Annotated in this window: 17 protein-coding genes; 2 read left to right on the top strand and 15 right to left on the bottom strand. The window is 32.8% G+C overall.

What is annotated here, in order from left to right:
* Position 1: 1 nt before the first annotated feature.
* The 9 genes from GQR95_RS14400 to GQR95_RS14360 all read right to left on the bottom strand — a co-directional run bounded on the left by GQR95_RS14400 (position 2) and on the right by GQR95_RS14360 (position 11,995).
* The gene (locus tag GQR95_RS14400; protein ID WP_159023814.1) at positions 2–1,810 is read right to left on the bottom strand and encodes an acyl-CoA dehydrogenase family protein; all 1,809 of its coding nucleotides are present in this window, start codon (positions 1,808–1,810) and stop codon (positions 2–4) included.
* Between the two features lie 52 nt (positions 1,811–1,862).
* Positions 1,863–2,222, bottom strand: coding sequence for a four helix bundle protein (locus GQR95_RS14395; RefSeq protein ID WP_159023813.1), 360 nt, complete (start codon positions 2,220–2,222; stop codon positions 1,863–1,865).
* 45 nt (positions 2,223–2,267) lie between these two features.
* Positions 2,268–3,458: an acetyl-CoA C-acyltransferase gene (locus GQR95_RS14390; protein WP_159023812.1), complete on the bottom strand. Its 1,191-nt coding sequence runs from the start codon at positions 3,456–3,458 to the stop codon at positions 2,268–2,270.
* Positions 3,459–3,572: 114 nt separating this feature from the next.
* Entirely contained in the window at positions 3,573–5,981 is a 2,409-nt protein-coding gene (locus GQR95_RS14385; RefSeq protein ID WP_159023811.1) for a 3-hydroxyacyl-CoA dehydrogenase/enoyl-CoA hydratase family protein, read from the bottom strand.
* Complete coding sequence (locus tag GQR95_RS14380) at positions 5,982–6,434, bottom strand: MarR family winged helix-turn-helix transcriptional regulator (RefSeq protein WP_159023810.1); 453 nt, start codon at positions 6,432–6,434, stop codon at positions 5,982–5,984. It abuts the gene before it with no gap.
* A 120-nt stretch (positions 6,435–6,554) separates the two neighbouring features.
* Positions 6,555–8,324, bottom strand: coding sequence for a long-chain fatty acid--CoA ligase (locus GQR95_RS14375; RefSeq protein ID WP_159023809.1), 1,770 nt, complete (start codon positions 8,322–8,324; stop codon positions 6,555–6,557).
* Positions 8,325–8,546: 222 nt separating this feature from the next.
* Positions 8,547–9,317, bottom strand: a complete 771-nt coding sequence (locus GQR95_RS14370; RefSeq protein ID WP_159023808.1) for a carboxypeptidase-like regulatory domain-containing protein — start codon at positions 9,315–9,317, stop codon at positions 8,547–8,549.
* Between the two features lie 85 nt (positions 9,318–9,402).
* A complete protein-coding gene (locus GQR95_RS14365) occupies positions 9,403–11,235 on the bottom strand; it encodes a DEAD/DEAH box helicase (RefSeq protein ID WP_159023807.1) in 1,833 nt (610 codons plus the stop codon).
* A 172-nt stretch (positions 11,236–11,407) separates the two neighbouring features.
* Positions 11,408–11,995 carry a non-canonical purine NTP diphosphatase gene (locus GQR95_RS14360; RefSeq protein ID WP_159023806.1) on the bottom strand — a complete coding sequence of 196 codons (588 nt, stop codon included), beginning with the start codon at positions 11,993–11,995 and terminating at the stop codon, positions 11,408–11,410.
* 257 nt (positions 11,996–12,252) lie between these two features.
* Here GQR95_RS14360 and GQR95_RS14355 point away from each other — a divergent pair, with 257 nt between their 5' ends.
* Positions 12,253–12,552 carry an HPF/RaiA family ribosome-associated protein gene (locus tag GQR95_RS14355; RefSeq protein ID WP_159023805.1) on the top strand — a complete coding sequence of 100 codons (300 nt, stop codon included), beginning with the start codon at positions 12,253–12,255 and terminating at the stop codon, positions 12,550–12,552.
* A gap of 236 nt (positions 12,553–12,788) precedes the next feature.
* The gene (locus GQR95_RS14350; protein WP_233265942.1) at positions 12,789–13,796 is read left to right on the top strand and encodes a DUF4421 family protein; all 1,008 of its coding nucleotides are present in this window, start codon (positions 12,789–12,791) and stop codon (positions 13,794–13,796) included.
* A 28-nt stretch (positions 13,797–13,824) separates the two neighbouring features.
* Here the strand turns inward: GQR95_RS14350 and rlmH are convergent, their stop codons facing one another.
* The 6 genes from rlmH to GQR95_RS14320 all read right to left on the bottom strand — a co-directional run bounded on the left by rlmH (position 13,825) and on the right by GQR95_RS14320 (position 24,837).
* Positions 13,825–14,298, bottom strand: a complete 474-nt coding sequence (gene rlmH / locus GQR95_RS14345) for a 23S rRNA (pseudouridine(1915)-N(3))-methyltransferase RlmH (protein WP_159023804.1) — start codon at positions 14,296–14,298, stop codon at positions 13,825–13,827.
* Between the two features lie 49 nt (positions 14,299–14,347).
* Positions 14,348–16,759, bottom strand: a complete 2,412-nt coding sequence (locus GQR95_RS14340; protein ID WP_159023803.1) for a thiamine pyrophosphate-dependent enzyme — start codon at positions 16,757–16,759, stop codon at positions 14,348–14,350.
* 177 nt (positions 16,760–16,936) lie between these two features.
* On the bottom strand, positions 16,937–19,675 hold the full coding sequence (locus GQR95_RS14335) for a metalloprotease (protein ID WP_233265941.1): 2,739 nt from the start codon (positions 19,673–19,675) through the stop codon (positions 16,937–16,939).
* A gap of 235 nt (positions 19,676–19,910) precedes the next feature.
* Entirely contained in the window at positions 19,911–20,600 is a 690-nt protein-coding gene (locus GQR95_RS14330; RefSeq protein ID WP_159023802.1) for a TIGR00730 family Rossman fold protein, read from the bottom strand.
* A gap of 21 nt (positions 20,601–20,621) precedes the next feature.
* A complete protein-coding gene (uvrA, locus tag GQR95_RS14325; protein WP_159023801.1) occupies positions 20,622–23,453 on the bottom strand; it encodes an excinuclease ABC subunit UvrA in 2,832 nt (943 codons plus the stop codon).
* Positions 23,454–23,646: 193 nt separating this feature from the next.
* Entirely contained in the window at positions 23,647–24,837 is a 1,191-nt protein-coding gene (locus tag GQR95_RS14320; protein ID WP_199269607.1) for an OmpA family protein, read from the bottom strand.
* Positions 24,838–24,851 lie beyond the last annotated feature (14 nt).

Raw genomic sequence — 24,851 nt, 5'->3', positions numbered from 1 at the left:
TTTAGAAACAATACTTGTTTTCAGATTTTACTTTTTCTGCGATTTCATTTCTTAAGTCTACAATATCTGGATAGTTTACATATTTTGTAAAACGTTTAAGTCCCATTAGCATCATACGTTGTTCGTCTCCTTCAGCAAAAGAAATAATACTTTCTTTTCCATTTTTCTCAACAATATCTACAGCCTGATATAAATATAATTTAGACATGGCGATTTGTACTTTCTGCGATTCTTCACCAAAACGTTTGGCATTCTTTTCTGTTCTTAATATAGCAGATTCTGCCATATAAATTTCAATTAATATATCTGAAGCCGCCATTAATAATTGTTGATGCTCTTCTAAAGCAGGTCCAAATTTCTGAACAGCAGCACCAGCAACCATTAAAAATACTTTTTTAAGTTTAGCAATCATTGATTTTTCTTCTGAAAATAATTCAGAGAAATCTGGAGTTTCGAAAGAAGGAATGCCCATTAAATCTTCTTGAACTTTCATTGCAGGACCTAATAAGTCTACATGGCCTTTCATGGCTTTCTTCACTAACATCCCTACGCAAAGCATACGGTTAATTTCGTTTGTACCTTCGTAAATTCTAGCAATACGAGCATCTCTCCAAGCAGCTTCCATAGGCGTGTCTTCAGAGAATCCCATACCACCAAAAATTTGAATTCCTTCATCTGCACAATGTTGTACATCTTCAGATACAGCTACTTTCAAGATAGAACATTCAATAGCATATTCTTCAACACCTTTTAATTCAGCTTCTTGATGTGTGTTTCCTGCAGCTTGTCGCATAGCAATGCGATCTTCAATATTTTTTGCAGCTCTATATGAAGCAGATTCTCCAACATATGCGTTTGTAGCCATTTCTGCTAGTTTAACTTTTATAGCACCAAAATCTGCAATTGGTGTTTTAAATTGTTTACGTTCGTTTGCATACTGAACCGCAGTTGTTGTAATACGTCGTTGCGAATCTAAACAGGCAGCAGCAAGCTTAATACGACCAATATTTAAGGCATTCATCGCAATTTTAAAACCTTCACCACGACCAGCTAACATGTTTTCTGTAGGGACAACAGTATCGTTAAAAAAGACTTGTCGAGTAGACGATGCACGAATTCCTAATTTGTGTTCTTCTTCACCTAAAGTAATACCATTTGCATTGTCTTTATCATATTCTACAATGAAACCTGTAATATTTTTATCATCTTCAATACGTGCAAACACAATCATTAAACTACAAAAACCTGCATTTGAAATCCACATTTTTTGTCCGTTAATGACATATGATTTTCCGTCTTCAGAAACTTTAGCAGTTGTTTTACCTGAATTAGCATCACTACCAGCTCCAGGTTCTGTTAAAGCATAAGCTCCGAACCATTCTCCTGTAGCTAGTTTAGAAACATATTTTTGTTTCTGTTCTTCAGTACCATAAAGAGTAATTGGCATAGTTCCAATTCCAGTATGCGCACCAAAGGCGGTACTAAAAGATCCTGTTCCGCTAGAAATATAATCACACGTTAACATAGTCGAAACGAATCCCATTCCGAGTCCGCCATAAGCTTCAGGAACCGAAACACCAAGGAATCCAAGTTCAGCTGCTTTACGCATGACCTCTTCAGTAAGTGCATAGTCTTTAGCTTCGAATTTTGCTTTATGAGGAATGATTTCACGCTCGTTAAATTCCATAACGGCTTCTTTCATCATGATTTGCTCTTCAGAAAAATCTTCTGGAGTAAATATGTCTTCACACGGGGTTTTTTTAATAAGAAATTGCCCGCCTCTAATGATATCTTTTTGTGTAGTTTCCATGTTTTAGTAGTTTGTTTTAGAGAAAATAGATAATAGAATAAAGAATATAGACTTATTGATTTAAGTTGTTTTGAAAACTCATAGTCATTCTCTGAAATTCTTCTAATTTATTTTCTAATTGTGTTAATGTCTCTTGGTTTATATATTGTCTGTGATGTGCTATTAAAAGTTGAGTTCCCAATTCAAATGATGAGCCTAAAGAAATGTTTAAAAAATGACTGAAAGATTTATTTGTTCTAGATGAGCCTTCAGCTATATTACTAGGCAATGAAATTGAACATCTGCTTAGTTGAGAGCTTAAATCATATCTTTCATGCTTTGGAAAACTTAACAATACGTCAGAAATATTATTAGCAATTTCCAATCCTAGTTTCCAGATTTTTAAATTCTTATAATTATGACGTGTACTCATCTATCGGGTCTATTTTCTCTGTTCTTTGCTCTATTTTCCTAATCTCTAATTCAGAAACTCAAATACTCCACAAGCACCTTGTCCAGTACCTACGCACATGGTTACAGCTCCGTATTTACCTTTCATATCACGCTTACGCATTTCGTCAAAGAGTTGCACGGATAGTTTTGCTCCTGTACATCCTAGTGGGTGACCTAAAGCTATCGCTCCTCCGTTTACGTTTACGATATCTGAGTTTAATCCCAATTCTCGAATTACAGCTATAGATTGAGATGCGAATGCTTCATTCAATTCTATAAGTTCTAAATCACTTTGTTTTAAACCGGCTTGTTTTAATGCTTTTGGAATGGCTTTTACAGGGCCAATTCCCATAATACGAGGCTCAACACCTGCAGCAGCGTAGTTAACTAATCGTGCAATTGGTTCAAGTCCTAATTCTTTTACCATGTCTTCACTCATAACCATTACAAAAGCTGCACCATCACTAGTCTGAGACGAATTTCCTGCTGTTACACTTCCTCCTGCAGCAAATACAGCTCTTAGTTTCGATAAAGCTTCAATGCTTGTACCTGCACGCGGACCTTCATCTTTTGTAATCGTATATGTTTTTGTTGCTTTTTTTCCATTAGCATCTATATACGTTTCATTAATATCTATAGGCACAATCTGATCTTGAAAACGGTTTTCTGCCTGTGCTTTTAAGGCTTTTACATGTGAATTGTAAGCAAATTCATCTTGGTCTTCGCGGGAGACTTTAAACTGATTTGCTACAGCTTCAGCGGTATTTCCCATACCCCAATAGTAATCTTCATGACCTGCTTTTACAACATCGTAGTTCAATTCAGGTTTATATCCTGTCATGGGTACAGCACTCATGCTTTCTGCTCCACCAGCGATAATACAATCGGCCATTCCAGATTGTATTTTAGCTGTTGCCATACCAATAGTTTCTATTCCTGAAGAACAAAAACGATTTACGGTTACACCTGGAACATCTACTATATCTAATCCCATTAACGAGATTAAACGTGCCATATTAAGACCTTGTGAGCCTTCTGGCATGGCGTTACCAACAATAACATCGTCTATACGTTTTGGATCTAAACTTGGTAGTTCCTTCATCATATACTTGATGGTTTCTGCAGCCAACTCATCCGATCTTTTAAATCTGAACACGCCTTTAGGTGCTTTACCAACAGCGGTTCTGTATGCTTTTACTATATATGCGGTTTTCATAGTTTAATGTGTGTTTTGAAAATGAGATAAGAGAATATAGAGCAGAGAATAAAGATTTTAAAATCTACCTTATTTAAAATGACCTCTTAGTTTCTTTTCTCTTTTCTCTTTTTTCTAGTTTCTTAACGGTTTTCCTGTTTTCAACATATGCTGAATACGCTCTAATGTTTTACGTTCTGTACATAGACTTAAAAAGGCTTCGCGTTCTAAATCTAATAAGTATTGTTCGTTAACTAAAGTGGGTTCAGATAAATCACCTCCAGCCATAACGTAAGCCAATTTGTTTGCAATTTTCTGATCGTGTGCACTAATATATCGGCTAGCTTCCATAGCATCTGTTCCTACTAAGAACATCCCTAAAGCTTGTTTTCCTAGCACTTTAATATCTGTACGTTTTATAGGTTGTGTATAACCTGCTTCAGCCATTAGTTTCGCATGTGCTTTTGCTGTAGCGATTTGTCTGTCTTTATTGACTACGACAATATCTTTACCTTCTTGAAGTAACCCTAAATCAAAACCTTCGTACGCTGAGGTTGATACTTTTGCCATTCCAATAGTTAAGAAGTACTCTTGAAGTGTATTAAGTTCTACATCGCCTTTTTTAAAGGTGTCTTGTGCTCTTAATGTAAGTTCTTTAGAACCACCACCACCAGGGATTACGCCAACTCCAAATTCTACAAGTCCCATATAGGTTTCTGCGGCAGCAACTACTTTATCTGCGTGAAGTGATAATTCGCAACCTCCACCAAAGGTCATCCCATGAGGAGCAGAAACTGTAGGGATAGATGAATAACGCATACGCATTACAGTGTCTTGAAAATACTTAATGGCCATGTTTAATTCGTCGTATTCCTGTTCGGCAGCCATCATAAAAATCATTCCAATGTTTGCTCCAACAGAGAAGTTTGCACCTTGATTTCCTACAACTAAACCTTGGAAATCTTTTTCGGCTAAATCTATCGCTTTATTAAGTCCAGCTAAAACATCGCCACCAATAGTATTCATTTTAGATTGGAATTCGCAATTCAGGATTCCATCTCCTAAATCTTCAATAACAACACCAGAATTTTTAAATACTTCTTTAGATTTTCTAATATTATTTAGAATAATGAAGGCATCTTGTCCAGGTATTTTTTCTTGTTTTTTAGACGGAATATCGTAAAAGTAAGAAGCTCCTTCTTTTATTGCATAGAAAGACGTTACTCCAGAAGCTAACATGTCGCTAACCCAAGCAGCAGGTTTTAAACCTTCGGCTTCCATGATTTTTATTCCTTTTTCAACACCAATAGCATCCCAAATTTGAAAAGGGCCGTGTTCCCATCCAAAACCCGCTTTCATGGCATCGTCAATTTTATATAATTCGTTTGATATTTCTGGAATTCTATTTGCTACATAAGCAAATAGTGCGGCAAAGTTTTTACGGTAAAATTCTCCCGCTTTATCTTTTCCTGCAACTAAGACTTTAAAACGGTCTACGACTTTATCAATCGATTTCGTTAATTCTAAAGTTGCAAATTTTGCTTTTTTGTTTGCACGATATTCTAAAGTATCTAGATCTAATGATAAAATATCTTTAGTACCGTCTTTATGGCGTTCTAATTTATAGAATCCTTGTTTTGTTTTGCTTCCTAACCATTTATTTTCCATCATGGTAGTAATGAAATCAGGTAGCTTAAATAAATCGTGACGTTCGTCTGTAGGAACATTATCATAAATTCCGTTGGCAACATGTACCAAAGTATCTAAACCTACAACATCTACGGTACGGAAGGTTGCCGATTTTGGACGACCAATAACAGGACCTGTTAATTTATCGACTTCTTCTATGGTTAAATCCATGTCTTTTACAGCGTGGAATAAACTCATAATACTAAAAATTCCAACACGGTTTCCTATAAAAGCAGGTGTATCTTTAGCCATCACAGATGTTTTGCCTAAAAACTGTTCACCATATCCATTTAAAAACTCTAAAACTTCTGGAGACGTTTGAGGTCCAGGAATAATTTCGAATAATTTTAAGTAACGAGCTGGGTTAAAAAAGTGGGTACCGCAAAAGTGTTTTTGAAAATCTTCTGAACGCCCTTCACTCATAAAATGAATAGGAATACCAGAAGTATTTGATGTAATTAAAGTTCCTGGAGTTCTGTGTTTTTCTAGATTTTCGAAAACAAGTTTCTTAATATCTAAACGTTCTACAACCACTTCAATAATCCAATCTACATCTTTTACCTTTGCAATATCATCGTCTAGATTACCTGTCTGAATACGACTGGCAAATTTTTGATGATAAATAGGAGAGGGCTTTGATTTTAAAGCTGCTTTAAGCGAATCGTTTACCATTCGGTTTCTAACTACTTTATCTTGTAAAGTTAGTCCCTTTGCTTGTTCTGCGGGATTAAGTTCGCGTGGTACAATATCTAGTAATAGTACGTCTACACCAATATTGGCGAAATGACATGCAATACCACTTCCCATAATACCAGAACCTATAACAGCTACTTTTTTTATTCTACGTGTACTCATTTATTTTAAAAGGCTTTCGTTATTATATATCTTTTTGTTTGAAATTAAATCATTGATGACTTCTGCCACTTCGTAAAAATGTTCAATTTTTTCGGCAGAAATATTTTTTCTAATAGCTTCGTTAAATATTAAAACGCGATCTTTAGAAAAATTTCGTTTTTCTTTACCTAATTCGGTCAAGTAAATTAAAACACCACGACCATCATTTGGGTTTGGTTTGCGTTCTATTAAACCTTGGTTTTCTATGTTTTTTATAATTCTAGATAAACTAGTTGCTTCCATACCCATTTTTGGGCCTAATGAAGTTGAAGGTGTTCCCTTTTCAGGATCGATACTAAGTAAAGCAAAACCTGTAGCCATAGTACTTTCGAATTTATGGCCTTGTTCGTTGTACATTTTTGTAACAGCTAACCAAGTGGTTCGCAAAACATAGTCGATTGTTTTGTCTTTCATCTTTATTTTTTGTCTCAACCAAATATAATAAAAAATATTATGCATGCATAATAAATAGTAAAAATTTAACTAAAAATAAGAATAAAAAAAAACTCCTTAAAAGCTAAGGAGTTTGATAATTTAAGATCTATATATAGATTCTATTGAGGATTTGTAGATTTTCTTGATGATTTTTCGCTTTAACTTCAAAGTCGGAGTGAGGTGTCCTTTTTCGATAGACCAGACTTCTGGGGTGATTTTAAACACTTTAATTTGTTCCCATTTACCGAAATCTTTGTTAGAAAAATCGATTTCTTTTTGAATACGATCTAATAAACGTTGGTCTTTACAAAGTGCAGTGACATCCTTAAAATCTATATTATGACGCTTTGCCCACTCTTCAATAAAATCGAAATTTGGTTGAATTAAAGCTGCTGGCATTTTTTCGCCTTCTCCAATCACCATTACTTGTTCTATAAAACGAGATTGTTTCAGTTTGTTTTCTATTATAGCTGGTGCGACATATTTACCACCACTGGTTTTAAAAATTTCTTTTTTACGATCTGTAATTTTTAAAAATCCATCTTCAGAAATTTCTCCAATATCTCCTGTATGAAAATAATCTCCGGTCATAACAGAGGCTGTTTTTTCAGGATCTTTATAATAACCTAGCATTACATTCGGGCCTTTAACAAGAATTTCTCCGTCTTTGGCAATTTTTACTTCAACCTTATCTATAAGCTTTCCTATTGTGCCTATTCTAAATCCGAAATCTCTTTGATCGTTTACCGATATTACAGGAGAGGTTTCTGTTAATCCATAACCTTCCATTATTGGTATACCTGCAGCTGCAAATGTTCTAGTTAAACGATTTTGTAAAGGCGCGCTTCCAGAAACCATAATTTCTATATGTCCTCCTAATGCTTCTTTCCATTTGCTGAAAATTAATTTTCTAGCTATGCTAAGTTGTTTTTCGTACCACCAGCCATTTTTGCCATAAGGTTCGTATTTAAGTCCTAGGTCTATAGCCCAGAAGAATAAGGCTTTCTTAATTCCTGTTAATTCTCCTCCTTTAGCAACAATCTTATCATATACTTTTTCGTATAATCTAGGAACAGCGGCCATAACATGCGGATGTACTTCTTTTAAATTGTCGCTCATCTTATCTATAGACTCTGCAAAATAAATTTCTACACCACAATATTGATATAGATATAAAAGCATACGTTCGAAAACATGGCAAACGGGTAAGAAACTTAAAGCTCTTGATGATCCATGATTAAATGGTACACGTTTTTCACTACCTAATACATCTGAAACTATGTTTTTGTGAGACAACATAACACCCTTTGGTGTACCTGTTGTTCCTGAAGTATATATAATAGTAGCTAAATCATCTGTGCCAACATTAGCTTTACATGTTTCAACTTGATCTTGATTAGAGGTATCTTCACCTAAAGCCAATATCTCTTTCCAGTTGCTTTCATTTTCAATGTCATCAAAAGTATAAACCTGTTTTAATAAGGTGTTTCCTTTAATTGCATTTAATTTGTCTAAAACTACTTTATCAGAAACAATACAATATGTAGCTTCAGAATGATTTAAGATATATTCGTAGTCAGTTTCAGAAATAGTTGGATATATAGGAATGTTTTGTGCTCCAATTTGAAGTACACCTATATCCATAATGTTCCATTCTGTTCTGTTAGTAGAAGAAATTATTGCAATTTTATCGTTCGGTTTTACTCCTAAGCGTAGTAACCCACGACTTATTGCATTTGCTTTGTCTATATAATCTTGAGTAGATGTAGACACCCAAACACCTTCGTATTTAGTTGTTAAAGATTTACTTAAATTATACTTTTCTAATTGATAATACGGAAAGTCAAATATTCGTGTTATGTTTATCATGAATCGTTATATGAGTCGGTCATGCAAAGTATAAAAATAATAAAGATATTGCAAATAATATATTTTCTTTAATTATTGTGGCTGCAAATTATCGAATATATTTTTTAATATATAAAATATTAAGAATTTTATATTTTGGATGAGAGTGTAAATTTATATATCTTTTAAAAGAAAACAAAAAAAAACTGCCTTTTTAGAGGCAGTTTTAAGTGATGTGATGTATTATATTTTTTTTCTGCCTCGGCTTAACACCTTGTATTCTTCATAACAGCCACTAATGGCATCAAGTATTTGAAGATCGTTAGCAGAGTTTATAAAATCTTTAGAATAGTCGCATTGTCTTACTATTTCATCTAAATCTAAACGATCTACTTGTAATAAGACTGTTAACATTTCCCGATCAAAACGCGATGATAATAAATTTCTTATTTCATCATCTTGTTTCATTTGTTTCAGCTTTTTCATTTCTTTAGGCTTGTTCCCAAAGATATTATATAAGAAATCTGCTGGATTAAAAATGGCGCTTAAAATTTTATTTACACTATAAGTACCATTACCTGCTTCATACCCATTTTGTAAGCCAGATATGCTGTATTGGTAATTATTGTTAATAGGTACTTGTTTTATATCTAGTTCTAGGTAACCTGTTAGTCTAAATTGATTAACAACAACTTCTTCTAAAGCTAAAGCTAGTTCTGTTAACTCAATTGTAGAGCTACCAAATTTTATCCAGTCGTTAGTAACTTTAACCTTAATAGATTTAAAACCTAAATAGGAGAGGTGAAGTGTATCATTAGCTTTCGCAGAGATCTTAAATTCACCTTTACTATTGGTGGTACTACCTTTTACTTGATTAATATTTACAATATTTACACCTTCTAGAGGTTCATCATTAGAACCATTAATAATCACTCCTAAGACAACATTACTGTCTTGTGAAAAGACCTTTGTCGAGGATATTAATAGTATGAATAGTATAAATATATATTTCATTATAATCTTGTTAGGCATAAAAGTAGCAAACTAAATAATATTTAGGAAAAAGTAATGTTATTTTGTCTAAATATTAACAGATAGTTTAGCGTCTTGAACGTCTTGGTCTTGATGAAGATGAAGAATCACTTTTTCTATCAGAACTATAACTAGATGAACTTGAACGTCTTGGTTTAGAATCTGAATCAGAACTTCTTCTTCTTCCTTCTCCTCCAGATTTTGAACGTTTATCGCCTCTAAATCCGTTATCTTTTCTGTCTCTACGACCTCCACCGCCTCCGCGACTTCTATTACCTCCGCGACTTCCGCCACCTTTGTTTTCTGTTTCTTCAACATTAACAAAACGCCCATCGTGTTTGTAATCTGTAAAGAAAGCTAAGACTTTATCTTTAATTTCTTTTTCTGTATTAAAGAAAGAAAAACTTTCTTTAACATCTACTTTAAATACATCGTCACGACCTAATTCTAAAACTTCTTTTAAGAAATCTTTTAATTTCATCCAGTCAAAACCATCACGAGTACCAACATTAATAAAGAAACGCGCAGCATTATCATTGCTTACATGTTCTCTGCTTTCTCTATCTCTAGAGTTTTCAGCTACGTTTAAATCTTTAGATTTTTGGTAGTAGTTAAAGAAGCGTGAGAATTCTACAGAGAAAAATTTCTGAATTAATTCGTCTTTAGACGTGTTTTCAAATAACGTATTGATGCTATCTAAATGCTTATCAATTTCAGGATTTATTTCTGTGCTATGTATTTTGTTTGCTAGAGACATTAATTGTACTTCACAAATTTCCATTCCGTCAGGAATTTCCTTTTTAATGAAATCTTTTTTAATGATACGCTCTATGCTTTTAATTTTTCTAACTTCACTTTTAGAAACAATTACCATAGAAATACCTGTTTTACCAGCACGTCCTGTACGACCACTACGGTGGTTATACGTTTCAATTTCGTCAGGTAATTGGTAGTTAATTACGTGAGTAATATCGTCTACATCAATTCCACGAGCTGCAACATCTGTAGCAACTAACATTTGGATTTGTTTATTTCTAAACGATTTCATTACTAAATCACGTTGGTTTTGGCTTAAATCACCGTGAAGTGCTCCTGCGTTATAACCATCTTCTATAAGTTGTTCTGCAACTTTTTGAGTGTCACGTTTTGTTCTACAGAAAATCACAGAGAAAATATCTGGATTAGCATCTGCTAAACGTTTTAATGCTTGGTAACGGTCTCTAGAGTTTACTAAATAATATTCGTGAGATACTTGAGTACTTCCTTCATTTTTATTTCCTACAGTAATTTCTTTAGGATTATCCATGAATTTTTTAGCTATAGTTGCAACTTCTTTTGGCATTGTTGCAGAAAATAACCATGTATTTTTGTCTGAAGGTGTATGAGATAAGATTTCAGTAATATCTTCTTTGAAACCCATGTTAAGCATTTCATCTGCTTCATCAAGTACACTGTAAGTAATTTTAGAAATATCAACCATTCTACGGCTAATCATATCTTTCATTCTACCTGGAGTCGCAACAATAATTTGAGCGCCACGTTTTACGTCTCTTGCTTGGTCTTGGATGCTAGATCCTCCGTAAATTGCAACAACATTTAAACCTTTACAGTATTTACCGTAAGCTTTAATTTCGTTAGTAATTTGTAAACAAAGTTCACGAGTAGGAGATAAGATTAATCCTTGAGTTGTTCTACTGCTTATATCAATTTTTTGAAGCATTGGGAAACCAAACGCAGCAGTTTTACCTGTTCCTGTTTGTGCTAATGCAACTAAATCTGTTTCACTTTCTAATAATAGGGGAATGGCTTTGTCTTGTACTTCACTTGGGGTTTCAAAGCCCATATCTGTAATAGCACGCAATAGGTCGTCATTAAGACCTAAATCTTGGAATGTATTCATTCTTGTAATAAGTATTCGATTAAAGTATGTAAGTGTTACACAAGAAGGGAATCGACATACTTAACCTAAAACTTCCAAGTAACACATCCTCTCTCTGAGGAATTTCAAGCTGCAAAGGTAGTGATTTATTTAATATAAACTAATTTTGATTAATTTATTGCAAATCAGTTAATTAATTTTCAGAGTCTAAGGTGTTTAAATAATCGATTAATAATGAAACCGCTTTTCCGCGATGACTAATCTTATTTTTTTCACTAAGCGGCATCTCTGCAAAGGTTTCATTCTGGTCTTGAGGTCTAAATATTGGGTCGTATCCAAAACCGGAATCACCATGTTTAGTTTTGGTAATTTCGCCTTTACAAATTCCTGTAAACGTTTCTATTTTATTTTGAAGAGATAATGCTATTACGGTTTTAAAATTAGCATTTCTATTAGAAGCTGTTTTTAGGTTGTCTAGAAGTTTATCCATATTGTCTTTGTCGTCGCGCTGTGGTCCTGCAAAACGTGCAGAGTATACGCCTGGAGCGCCATTTAAAGCATCTACTTCTAAGCCTGTGTCGTCTGCAAAACAGTCAAAACCATAGTTGTCTTTTACGTAATTTGCTTTTTGTATGGCATTGCCTTCTATGGTTGGCTGTGTTTCAGGAATATCTTCAAAACACTTAATATCTGCTAAACTTAAAAGAGTAATATGGTCTGGAATTAAAGACTGAACTTCTTTTATTTTATTGTTGTTATTGGTGGCAAATACAAGTTTCATTCTTCTAGTTATAACGTTATAAATGCTAAAATACTTTTTTATTATGAGTTTGAATCGATTTTTAATTTGAAGTACAATTTAATGATCTATTTTTTTTGAAATAAAATGTAATTAGTAAATTGATTTATAGCACAATACATTGATGAATTCTTTTTATATGTAATATATTTTGATTATTTCATAATTTTTTATGATAAAAACGTATGAAATGATGCTGTTTTTCTTTAAATTTATGTAGAAGATTAAAATACTAATCTATGACAATTAACATTCAATACATCCATATGTCTACTAGCGAGGCAATGAATGAACATGTAACTGCGAAACTGAATAAATTAGCTTTAAAATATGACTGGGTTATTTCTGCAGAAGTAATCTTCGATACTATTCAGAAGGAAAAAGAAGATGGTAAAATTTGTAAAATTGAATTAAGTGCACCTGGACCACGAATTTTTGCGTCATCGCAAGAGCGTACTTATGAATTGGCGGTTAAAAACACGATAAATGATTTAGACGTTCAGCTTAAAAAACGAAAACATTCGTACGTGAATTCATAACTAATTAGAAATATAATTTAAGAGGTGACTTTTAAAAAGAATTGAGAATTAATTACTTTACAAGTGTTACTACTCAAAGATTTTAAAAGTCACCTTTGTTTTTGTGTGTATTTAAATTTCTTTTTAATTAAATAGATTAATCCATTCAGTAATTGTCATTATACAGAAATAATGTATTTTTAACGCTTGACCAAAACCGTTTAATAAAAACGATATTAGTTTAGTTAAAGATCTACATGATTAAAAAAATCACCATTTTATTACTATTATTATCGAGTTCTTTTTCGATACAAGCTCAGGTTTTTAAAGATTTAGATGCTTCGAAACTTGTTAAGATTTTAGATAAACTTCTTATAGATCATGATATAAATAATTACTCGCTACGCCTCTTTACAAATTATAAATTCAAGCAATTTAGAATACATAATGAAGATGATTTTAAGGTTCGTTATGTGCCTAATAATAAATTCGGAATTGGTTTTGGTGTGGCTAGTAGTAAGCTATTAATAGATATTGCTTTTAATGTGAAGTCTAATACAGACGATATTACACATAGATTTGATATGCAAGGCACAACTATTATTGGAAAGAAAAATTATGTCAATTTTTATGCTCAGACTTATAGAGGGTTTAATGTGAAAAATAATTATAACGAACCTTCTGTTTTTAGAGACGATATAAGATCTGTAACCATAGGATTTAACTATTTACGTACCATTCCAGATATAGAATTTTCTTATTCTATGTTAAAAGCTGGAATAGATAAATTAGACCGGAAAGTATATATTACTGGAGGTTTTGGTGTTTTTGGTTTTTACGATTATTTTAGTGCAAGTGGTAATATATTAACAACTAATTCTGAAGATTATTTTAACGAAGAAGCACATATTAAACGTTATAATAGTATGTCTTTAGGTGTGTTAGGAGGTTTAATGTCTGTGTTTAGATTACCAGGGGATTTTACAGCTTCTTGTAATATTATGCCTGGAGTTGGTATAATGTATAAACATGTATTGTCTGATGATGGTACTTATAGACCTTCCAAACCTATATTACTAAAATTAGATTATACTTTTGCTGTAGGATATAATGTAGAGCGTTATTATGTTAGTTTAATTTACGGCGGAGGTGTGTATTCTACAGATTTAAACTTCGATAATGATTATCGTTTTAATTTAACTAAGGCCAAGTTAGCAATAGGTTATAAATTAGGTTCTGGTAAGAAAACGTATCACTATCGTTAATCTGTAATCGTTTAATCTTGTATATTAATTAACGATGGTGATAAGGCTCATTTTTAAGAATGGTAAAGCCGCGATATAACTGCTCAATAATAAATAAACGAATCATTTGATGTGAGAATGTCATTTTAGAGAGTGATATTTTTCCTAAAGCTTTCGAATATACGTCTTGAGAGAACCCATAAGGTCCTCCAATAACAAATACCAATTGCTTTATACCTGAATTCATGTGTTTTTGAAGGTAGTTAGATAAACCAACAGAATCCATTTGCTTTCCATTTTCATCTAAGAGAATAAGTGCATCTGTAGGATTTAATTTTCCTAAAATAAGCTCACCTTCTTTTTGCTTTTGCTGTTCTTCGCTTAAGTTTTTAACTTTTTTTAGATCAGGAATAATTTCAAATTCAAATTTGATGTAGAATCCAAGACGTTTTTGGTAATCGTCTATTAAGCCTTGTAAAAGTTTGTTGTCTGTTTTACCAATGGCCAATAATTTTATGGTCATAATTTAAAAAAAAGTGAGTTTAATTAATAGTTGCTAAAAGGCTAAAAACCTATCTTAATTTGTGATATTTACTTGGGTTTGCTTCGTGCATTATTTGGTAAATTGTTTCGAATATATCTTCTAAAGATGGTTTAGAGAAATAATCCCCATCTGTTCCATAAGCAGGACGGTGTGGTTTAGCTGTTAATGTTTTTGGCTTACTATCTAAATATTCATACGCGTTCTGAGTATTTAAAACTTCATTTAAAATATATGCAGAAGCACCTCCTGGAACATCTTCATCTATAATTAATAAACGATTGGTTTTCTTAATACTTTTTACAATGTCATGATTTAAATCGAAAGGCAATAGTGATTGCACATCAATTACTTCTGCCTGAATACCAACTACATTTAATTCTTTTGCAGCTTGTTCTACAATTCGTAGTGTAGAACCGTAAGAAACTAAAGTAATGTGGTTTCCTTCTCTAATGGTTTCTGTAACACCAATTGGTGTTTTAAACAGTCCAAAGTTAGATGGTTTTTTCTCTTTTAAACGATATCCGTTTAAACATTCTATAACTAGAGCAGGCTCGTCAGACTCTAATAAGGTGTTGTAAAATCCAGCAGCTTTAGTCATGTTTCTTGGTACTAAAACATGTATACCACGTACTAAATTAATAATACCTCCCATTGGAGATCCTGAATGCCAGATTCCTTCCAATCTATGGCCACGTGTACGTATAATTAATGGCGCTTTTTGTCGTCCTTTTGTTCTGTATTGTAAGGTTGCTAAGTCGTCACTAATAATCTGAATACAATATAATAAATAATCTAAATACTGAATCTCTGCAATAGGACGAAGTCCACGCATAGCCATACCAATACCTTGACCAAGTATTGTAGTTTCACGAATACCAACATCTGCAACACGTAATTCACCATACTTTTCTTGCATACCTTCAAGACCTTGGTTTACGTCTCCGATATTTCCAGAATCTTCACCAAAAATTAAAGCTTCAGGATATTTACTAAAAATAGCATCAAAGTTATCTCTAATAATTAAACGCCCATCAACGTTTTCTGCGTCTGGTGCATATATAGGTTTAACTTCTGTAATGTATTTTACAGATTTGTTTCCTTCACTGTATAAATGAGAACTGTATTGAGGTTGTACTTTTTCAAAATATTTATCAATCCAAAGTAAGAGTCTATCTTTTTCTGGAGCAACATCGTCAATTATATAGCGTAATGTTTTACGCGCAGCAACAATAATATCGCGTTTAATTGGCTCTTCTGTATTTTCTAGATCTTTAACAATCTTATGTATAAAAACTTTATTAGCACTAATATTAGCAACTAGCTTTAATAAGTTTATAATTTCAATTTTGTCTTTATTTATTGGCTCAACAAATTGATTCCATGATGTTTTTTTTCCTTTACGAACTTCTCTTTTAACACCTTTCTCTAATTCTGTTATTTCTTCGTCTGTAGTAAATCCGTTAGCAATTAACCATTCTCGCATTTTTAAATTACAATCGTTGGCTGCTTCCCAAGCTAAACGCTCCGAACTTTTATAACGTTCGTGAGATCCAGATGTAGAGTGTCCTTGTGGCTGTGTTAATTCGTTTACGTGAATTAAAACGGGAACATGCTCGGTTCTTGAAATTTTACTTGCTTTTTGATAAGCAGATACAAGAGCAGGGTAGTCCCAACCTTTTACACGTATAATTTCATATCCATTAGTTCCTTCTTCACGTTGAAATCCTTTTAAGATTTCTGAAATATTTTCTTTTGTTGTTTGGTATTTTGCATGTACAGAAATACCATATTCATCATCCCAAACACTAATTACCATAGGTACTTGAAGTACTCCAGCAGCATTTATGGTTTCAAAAAACACACCTTCACTAGTACTTGCATTCCCGATGGTTCCCCAAGCGACTTCGTTCCCGTTTTCTGAAAAGTTTTTAGTGTATATTCCCTTTACATTTCTGTAAATTTTAGAGGCTTGTGCTAGTCCTAAAAGACGAGGCATTTGCCCTGCAGTAGGAGAGATGTCTGCACTTGAATTTTTTTGTTTAGTTAAGTTTTTCCAATTCCCGTTTTCGTCTAAACTATGTGTTGCAAAATGTCCTCCCATTTGTCTTCCTGCAGACATAGGTTCTATTTCTAAATCGGTATTGGCATATAACCCCGAGAAAAATTGCTCGATAGTAAGTTGGCCTATAGCCATCATAAAGGTTTGGTCACGGTAATAACCAGAACGGAAATCTCCATTTTTAAACGCTTTGGCCATGGCTAACTGCGCCACTTCTTTACCATCCCCAAATATTCCGAATTTAGCTTTACCTGTAAGTACTTCTCGTCTACCAAGTAAACTACACTCTCGAGAGGTAACTGCAATTTTATAATCATTTAAAACTTCGGCTTTAAAATCTTCAAAAGAAAGATCTGTCATTGTTTTGGGTTCTGTTTGCATGTTTTAATTTGGATTGGAATGAATACAAATTTATGTAAATTAAATGGGTTTAACAATTCAAAAGAGACATAAGTATGATGTGAATTTTGTAGTAAATATCTGATTTGTCTATGTTATTATGAAGAATTATTAATGTATTGTGTTTTTAGTGATAAATTGTTAATTAAATTATGAAATTTAATACCAACGTCTTGTGAATAATCCTAGTAAAGTTTTAGGAGATAAGGTTACAATAAATCTAATTTTATCTTTGTAATGTGGTTGAGAAACTTCCCATCCTAGATTGGAGTAAACAGGGAAATATAACTCAAAATAATCTGTAATTAAATTTAAACGAAACCCTGTGTCGTAGACAAATTTAGCAGATTGATTGTGATTTTTTACTAGACCAACATCTCCATAAAGCTCTAAATATTTCCAAATTGTGGTTCCTCCGTTTAAGGTTGTAATCCATTGGTTTGCATATGATGTCTCTAATTTAGATTTAAAGCCTCCTTCTGCAATAACTAATTCCTGACTTAATATTCCGGTCTCTTCAGATCTTCCCAAGTAATTATAATCGAATAAATAATCGGTTGGGCGATCTAGGGCAAAGCTAAAATAATCTGATGTTTTGTATGTGTTATTGTACAAGAAGGTTCCTGCAAAAAAGCGTAAATTAAAATTTCTATTGCTTTCTGTGAGCTTTCTATATTCAAAATTCATAGCAATTTTTCCGAAATTTTTAGCTAATTGTAAATCTGTAAATCCGCTAACGTGGTTTTTAAGATTAGGATTTGTATTTCCGTAACGCATATTAAACACATCGTAATCTGGCTGATCTTCATTTGTAAACTGAAGTGTAGGATCGTCTTCTCTAGAAATACTTATGTACCTAAGCGTTAAGCTTTGCTTCTTATTGTCTCTAAGATTATTCTTATTTCTAAAACTAAACTGTACATAAGGCGTGTAAGATGTGTAAGATAAATTAGGGGCGTAATTAGAGTACTCTCCAGAAAAACCGTATCTAATATAGTAGAGGCTTCTGTCTTCTAATCTGTGCGTGTAACTCAAGCTTACATTTCCTACAAGTTGTTTGCTTTTTAATGCATAACGCGGACTCAAACTATAAGCAAACGGTTTAGATAGTACTGTTTTGTTGTATAAACGTAACCCTGGCGCCAAACCATCGTAATAATTATAAGTGAAATCGGGCATAAAAAAGACCTGATTATAATAAGGGTCTTCAATATCTTTAAATAGCCTAAACTGTAGCGGTTTATTGTTGAATAAGATGCCTTTTAAAGATTTCCAATCGTCTCTTAAATTAAATTCAGGCACAACCATATCGTAGTTTAAAACTAATTTATCTATGCTGTCTTTTGGTATGGTTACTTTTTCTGTTTCAGAAATATTGTTAATCCAAGTTTTGTAAACAATACTATCGTTTTTAAGTCCGAATAACGAAATTGGCATATTGTTTTTACGCTTATTCTTTATGGTAACTTCTAAAGAATCTCCAACAATATTGTAGCCTTTAATTTTATAATCTATTTTTTGTCTTGTAGCAATGTAGTTGTTAAAAAACCAATCTACATCCTTATCTGTATTACAGCGTAAAAGTGTTTCAAAGTCTTTAGAAGACGTTTGTTTTTGCTTGTATAAGGACATGTAACTATCTATCGTGTTCTGAATAATATCGTGATTTAGATAGTCTTCTAGGTATTTTAAACCAACTCCAGCCTTGTACTTATTTGCAATATTAGAATTGAATTTTAATAAAGAATCTTTTGGCATTGTTAGTGGCTGGTCTAAGTTAGAACGCGCCATGTGCATGTATAGAAAATTGTACTGATTATTAAACTGAAGCTGTGTAGCATGAAAAGAACGAATACCCCAAACTTTAGAAAGTGTCCCAAAAAGTTTCATATTCGGATAATATTCATCTACATATTTCATTAAATAATAGACTTGTAATCCGTCGTTTAACCAATAATCTTTTCTAGGATTAACAAATAACATATTTTCAAAATAATTATTTAAAGCTGTTTTTATCAGTTTAAGTTCATATTGAAAATGATTAGGAAATGGTCTTATAAAATTGGGTAACTGATTAAGCCCATAAATAGGATTCTTTTTGTAGTCTATTTCAGAAAGTAATAATTTATCATTTGGATAAGCACCAAAATTTTTTGTAATAAACGTGATAATTTTATCTGTAATTACAATGCGGTCAATATCATTTAAATTCTCGTCGTTAATATTGGTAACAATAGAAAAGGCATCGTTTCCGGTAGTATTGAAATCTGAAATCTTTTTTAAAAATAATTTAGAATCTACACTGTTTTTTCCTGTTAAAGTAACTACTGTATTACCTTGTGAGACTTGTGTGTTTACTTTTTTTAATTCAGAAGTTAAAGTGTAATAGCTTGGAAACCCGACTTCTATATTTAAATCTGCCGAGGGAATAAATAAATCATCTAAATCTTTATTGCTGTAATAATTCCAAGTTCCATTATAAACGGCAGGTGTTATATACCAATAACGTAAGTTAAAATCGTTAGTATTTGTCCAACCATACCTTGTAAAATTATCGTTAGGTACTTGAACAACATATTCTAGTTTTAAGCTATAAGTTTCTCCGCCTTGTAAAGGTTCGGGGAGTTTAACTTTTAAAATATCTGGATGATTTTTAAGCCGATAAAAAATAAGAGCCTGATTATTTTCTGTAATACTAGTTATGGCAGTAAACCCACGATCTTTACTTTTTGCAAAGTGAAAATTGGTTTTGTATTCCTCAGCAAAACGCTTTGCTAAAGGTGTGCTTTTAGTAGAATAACTGTTCGCCCAATCGTTTAAATATATGGCATGCAGTGTATCTTGTGTGGTGTTTTTGTATTGAATAGTTTGAGAAATACGAATCTGTTTTGTAGACACGTCGAATGTAGCTTTTACGTCAATTTTATTTTGACAGAAAGCAACCGTGTTTATAAAAATAAATAGGGTAACGCAAATACTTCGTAATCTCAAGTTACTTTTTTAAAATTTTAATTTTACAATTGTCTTAAATGTTTACGGTAATGCTTTAGTTGGTCTTAGTTAACTAAAGCATTACCATAAATATATAATTGGAAAGGTATATTTTTAAAGGAATTTAAACTTTTAATTAATGTTAAAAGTTTAGACTAAAATTAGATTCATTATAAAACTCATTAAGAATTTTAATTACCTCATCCTCAGAATCTACAATATGTATTAGATCTAGGTCTTTTGGGCTAATTGTGTTATGTTTAGCTAACATAGTAGATTTTATCCATTCGAATAAGCCTGACCAGTAATCTTTACCAACTAATATTATCGGGAATTGTTCTATTTTTCCGGTCTGTATTAAGGTAATAGATTCAAATAATTCATCTAAAGTTCCAAAACCTCCTGGAAGTACTACAAATCCTTGAGAGTACTTTACAAACATTAATTTTCTAACAAAAAAGTAATCGAAATCTAAGCTTTTATCAGGATTAATATAAGGATTGTCGTGTTGTTCGAAAGGTAATTTTATGTTTAAACCTACAGATGTTCCGCCTCCTAAATGTGCGCCTTTATTTCCTGCTTCCATAATTCCGGGTCCGCCGCCGGTAATAACGCCATAACCTTCATCTACAATTTTATGTGCAACGCGTTCTGCTAATTTATAATAAGGATCTTCTGGTTTAGTTCTTGCAGATCCAAAAATAGAGATACAAGGACCTACGGTACTCATTTTTTCAAAACCATTAACAAACTCGCCCATGATTTTAAAAATAGCCCATGAATCGTTTGTTTTTATTTCATTCCAACCTTTTGGATGTTGTTCTTTTGTCATAATCATTTTTCTCTTCTATTGCTAATTTAATTCTTTTCTAAGAAATTTAGCGGTGTAACTTTTTTTGTGTTTTGCGACGTCTTCGGGTGTCCCTTCTACGATAACTTTACCACCGCCTTTACCACCTTCGTAACCAATATCTATAATATGATCTACGGTTTTTATAACGTCTAAATTGTGTTCAATTATAAGTACAGTGTTCCCTTTGTCTGCTAATTTGTTAAGGACAATCATAAGTACACGAATATCTTCAAAATGAAGTCCCGTTGTGGGTTCATCTAAAATATAGAATGTGTTTCCTGTATCGCGTTTACTTAATTCTGTCGCTAATTTTATACGTTGTGCTTCTCCTCCAGAAAGTGTTGTACTTTGCTGTCCGAGTGTAATATATCCCAATCCAACATCTTGAATTGTTTTTACTTTTTTATGAATTTTAGGAATATTCTCGAAAAACGGAACGGCTTCATCTATAGTCATGTTTAATACATCGCTAATAGATTTCCCTTTATACCTAATCTCTAGTGTTTCTCTGTTAAAACGTTTTCCGTGGCAGGTTTCACATTCTACATAAACATCCGGCAGAAAATTCATTTCAATAACACGTAAACCTCCACCTTGGCAAGTTTCGCAACGTCCGCCCTTTACATTAAAACTAAAACGTCCAGGTTTGTAACCACGAATCATAGCTTCTGGGATTTTAGCAAACAAACTTCTAATTTCGCTAAAAACACCTGTGTAAGTTGCAGGATTACTTCTTGGAGTACGACCAATAGGCGACTGATTAATATCGATAACCTTGTCTAAATGTTCTAAACCTTTAATGCTTTTATATGGCATTGGTTTTTTAATGCCATTAAAATAATAAGCATTTAAAATAGGGTAGAGGGTTTCGTTAATTAAAGTCGATTTTCCACTTCCTGAAACACCTGTAACTCCAATCATTTTTCCTAAAGGAAAAGATACACTTACATTCTTTAGGTTATTTCCAGTACACCCTTTTAAGGTTAATACATGGCCATTTCCTTCACGACGTTTTTTAGGAATTTCTATGCTTTTAGTACCGTTTATATATTCGGCAGTTAAAGTGTGTTGTGTTAGTAATTCTTTTGGTGTGCCTTCACTAATTATTTCACCACCGTAACGTCCTGCTTTTGGTCCGATATCTATAACATAGTCTGCACGTTCTATCATATCTTTATCGTGTTCTACCACAATAACAGAGTTTCCTACATCGCGAAGTGAAATTAACGAATTAATTAATTTTTCGTTATCACGTTGGTGTAATCCAATACTTGGTTCGTCCAGAATATAAAGTACTCCAACCAGTTGCGATCCAATTTGAGTTGCTAGTCTTATACGTTGAGCTTCTCCTCCAGAAAGTGATTTAGAGCTTCTGTTTAACGATAAATAGTCTAAACCAACATCTAATAAAAACTGAAGACGCGTACTGATTTCTTTTATAATTTCTTCACCAATTTTAAGTTGTTTAGACGATAAATGACTGTTTATCTCTTTAAACCAAACCGATAAATCACTAATATCTTTATTTGCTAATTCGGCTATATTTAATCCATTAACTTTAAAATATAGCGATTCTTTTCTAAGACGAGTACCATGACAAACTTCACAATCTACCTTGTCCATGTATTCCTTGGCCCAACGTTTTAAAGTTGTAGTTTGTGCATTCTCGTATTGGTTTTCAATAAAATTAGCAACACCTTCAAAATCTATTTTATAATCTCTAGTGATGCCTAATGTTTTACTTTCAACAGAAAACTTTTCTTTTCCGCCGTATAAAATCATTTGTTTGGCAGCTTCTGGAATATCCTTGTACGGATCTGTTAATTTAAAATTGTAATGCTGAGCGATAAGCTCTAGTTGTTTAAAAATCCAACTATTTTTTTCTGGACCGTGTGGTGCTAATGCTCCTGCTTTTATAGACAAGCTAGGATCCGGAATTATTTTAGATTCATTAACGCGATACAATTCGCCAATCCCATTACATTTCGGACACGCTCCTTTTGGAGAATTGAAAGAAAAATTATTAGGTTCTGGGTTTGGATATGATATACCTGTAGACGGACACATTAATAAACGGCTAAAGTAGCGTGCTTCGTTAGTGTCTTGATCTATAACCATTAAAACATCGTCTCCATGATACATTGCTGTATTTATGGTTTCGGAAAGGCGTTTATCGTTATCTGCATTGCTATCAATTTTTAAACGATCGATAACAATTTCTATATCATGCATTTTATAACGATCTAATTTCATGCCTTTAACAAGGTCTCGAATTTCACCGTCTGTTCTTACTTTTACAAAACCTTGTTTTGCAATTTGTTCGAATAATTCGCGGTAATGTCCTTTTCTAGATCGTATAACGGGAGCGAGAATATTTATACGTTTCCCTTTATAGTCTTCAATAATTAAATTTTTAATTTGCTCGTCGCTATAACTTACCATTTGCTCGCCAGTGTTATAACTATAAGCATCACTAGCTCTAGCGTATAACAGACGTAAAAAATCGTAAATTTCTGTAATTGTTCCTACTGTAGAACGTGGCGATTTACTTGTCGTTTTTTGTTCTATAGCTATAACAGGAGATAAACCATCAATTTTATCGACATCTGGACGCTCTAATCCGCCTAAAAACTGACGCGCATAAGCAGAAAACGTTTCAATATAACGGCGTTGGCCTTCGGCATAAATGGTGTCGAAAGCTAAAGACGATTTTCCACTTCCCGATAAACCCGTAATTACAACGAGTTTGTCTCTAGGTATAGAAACGTCAATGTTTTTTAAGTTGTGCACTCGTGCACCTTTAACTTCAATATATTCTTCGAACTTGCTCATAGAAATGCAAAGTCTCAAAGATACAGATTTTATGATAAAAAAGGAAACGCCTGCAGTCTTAGTAAATTATTAAAAATGAAGTTGTATTCTAGGATTTTATTCTGAAAAACAGTCCGTTTATTTGTCTGAATTAACAGCAAAAAAAAGCTGATGTATTACGCATCAACTTTAAAATATTTTTATAAATAAAGAATTATTTACTTGTAATACGTAGTGCAATTCTTCTGTTTTTAGCACGTCCAATTTCTGTCTCGTTTGAAGCTATAGGATGCTGATTTCCATAACCTTCTGATGTTAGTCGTTTTGAATCAATTCCCATAGAAATTAGTTTGTTAACTACATTTTGAGCTCGGGCTCCAGATAATTTTAAATTAGCATTAGCATCTCCAGTATTGTCTGTGTAACCTCCAATTTTAATAGAAATATTTGGATAGGCATTTAAAATTTCAACTAAATTTTTAAGCTGAAGATTAGATTCTGGTAATAGATTCGCTTTTGCTGTAGGGAATAATAATTTATCGAAATCGAACCAAATCTCATTATCTGTAATTGTATCGTTTTTTGCTAACCAAGTAGATAATTCACTTTCTAATCCTAATTTGTAAGCTTTTAAAGTATGTCCGTTTGGTAACGTAATATCTATTTTTATATCCTTTTTTAACGGAGTTATGGGTTTATTTAATGTTTCTGGGACTGTAATTGGTACATTAGTTACTTCTTCGTTTTTTCTTAATATAACAAAGCTTAGTATTGAGGCTACTAAAATTAAGAATGGTATAATCCATCTGTGTTTTATAGCTTCAGATTCTTTAGTTATTTGTTTTTTAATTTTTGTTTCTGCCTCTGGTCTTACAGACGAATCGGTACTTAGTAAGGCTTGTAAACCTACGGGAGCAGCCATTAAAATATCATCTTTTTCAGATAATAATGTTTTAATTAAAAGATCTGTGTTATAACCAGATTGCTTTATAAATGCCAATATCATTGGTGCAGCCATGTGTAACAATCTAAAAACAGATGGTTTTTTTAAGCCAGACGAATTTCCTAAAATATCGAACAAACTAGACTGTTTAGCATCAAATAGCATATTTAGGGTGTTTGTCCCAGCATCTAAAGTGAATTTATGTCCTTGGTCTGTTAGTAAAGAAGGTAAGTCTGAAAGGGTATTAGAAGCATTTAATTCTTTATGGTTAACAAGTGCCATAATCTTATCGATTAAAGCTGTGTCGTTTACATGGTGTAATAAGCCGGTTAAAAGTGTAGGAATAGCTGCAGACATTGCTTTGTAGATACTCGTTTCCGATTCATCTAAAATGTCAGCAGCTTCAGTAATTAAGTCTGGAGTGATATAATTACTTAAAGGTTTTAATAAATGGTTATCCATGCCTTTTTAAATAG

It is taken from the genome of Formosa sp. L2A11, assembly GCF_009796865.1.
GTDB lineage: Bacteria > Bacteroidota > Bacteroidia > Flavobacteriales > Flavobacteriaceae > Formosa.
Note: the sequence above shows the minus strand (reverse complement) of the source record. Positions and strands in the feature narration are given on the sequence as shown.

Coding starts and splice junctions, on each gene's coding strand:
- GQR95_RS14320 (WP_199269607.1), bottom strand. CDS start 24,837: ATGGATAACCATTTATTAAAACCTTTAAGTAATTATATCACTCCAGAC.
- GQR95_RS14380 (WP_159023810.1), bottom strand. CDS start 6,434: ATGAAAGACAAAACAATCGACTATGTTTTGCGAACCACTTGGTTAGCT.
- GQR95_RS14330 (WP_159023802.1), bottom strand. CDS start 20,600: ATGACAAAAGAACAACATCCAAAAGGTTGGAATGAAATAAAAACAAAC.
- GQR95_RS14390 (WP_159023812.1), bottom strand. CDS start 3,458: ATGAAAACCGCATATATAGTAAAAGCATACAGAACCGCTGTTGGTAAA.
- GQR95_RS14395 (WP_159023813.1), bottom strand. CDS start 2,222: ATGAGTACACGTCATAATTATAAGAATTTAAAAATCTGGAAACTAGGA.
- rlmH (WP_159023804.1), bottom strand. CDS start 14,298: ATGACCATAAAATTATTGGCCATTGGTAAAACAGACAACAAACTTTTA.
- GQR95_RS14400 (WP_159023814.1), bottom strand. CDS start 1,810: ATGGAAACTACACAAAAAGATATCATTAGAGGCGGGCAATTTCTTATT.
- GQR95_RS14360 (WP_159023806.1), bottom strand. CDS start 11,995: ATGAAACTTGTATTTGCCACCAATAACAACAATAAAATAAAAGAAGTT.
- GQR95_RS14365 (WP_159023807.1), bottom strand. CDS start 11,235: ATGAATACATTCCAAGATTTAGGTCTTAATGACGACCTATTGCGTGCT.
- GQR95_RS14340 (WP_159023803.1), bottom strand. CDS start 16,759: ATGCAAACAGAACCCAAAACAATGACAGATCTTTCTTTTGAAGATTTT.
- GQR95_RS14385 (WP_159023811.1), bottom strand. CDS start 5,981: ATGAGTACACGTAGAATAAAAAAAGTAGCTGTTATAGGTTCTGGTATT.
- uvrA (WP_159023801.1), bottom strand. CDS start 23,453: ATGAGCAAGTTCGAAGAATATATTGAAGTTAAAGGTGCACGAGTGCAC.
- GQR95_RS14355 (WP_159023805.1), top strand. CDS start 12,253: ATGACAATTAACATTCAATACATCCATATGTCTACTAGCGAGGCAATG.
- GQR95_RS14370 (WP_159023808.1), bottom strand. CDS start 9,317: ATGAAATATATATTTATACTATTCATACTATTAATATCCTCGACAAAG.
- GQR95_RS14350 (WP_233265942.1), top strand. CDS start 12,789: ATGATTAAAAAAATCACCATTTTATTACTATTATTATCGAGTTCTTTT.
- GQR95_RS14375 (WP_159023809.1), bottom strand. CDS start 8,324: ATGATAAACATAACACGAATATTTGACTTTCCGTATTATCAATTAGAA.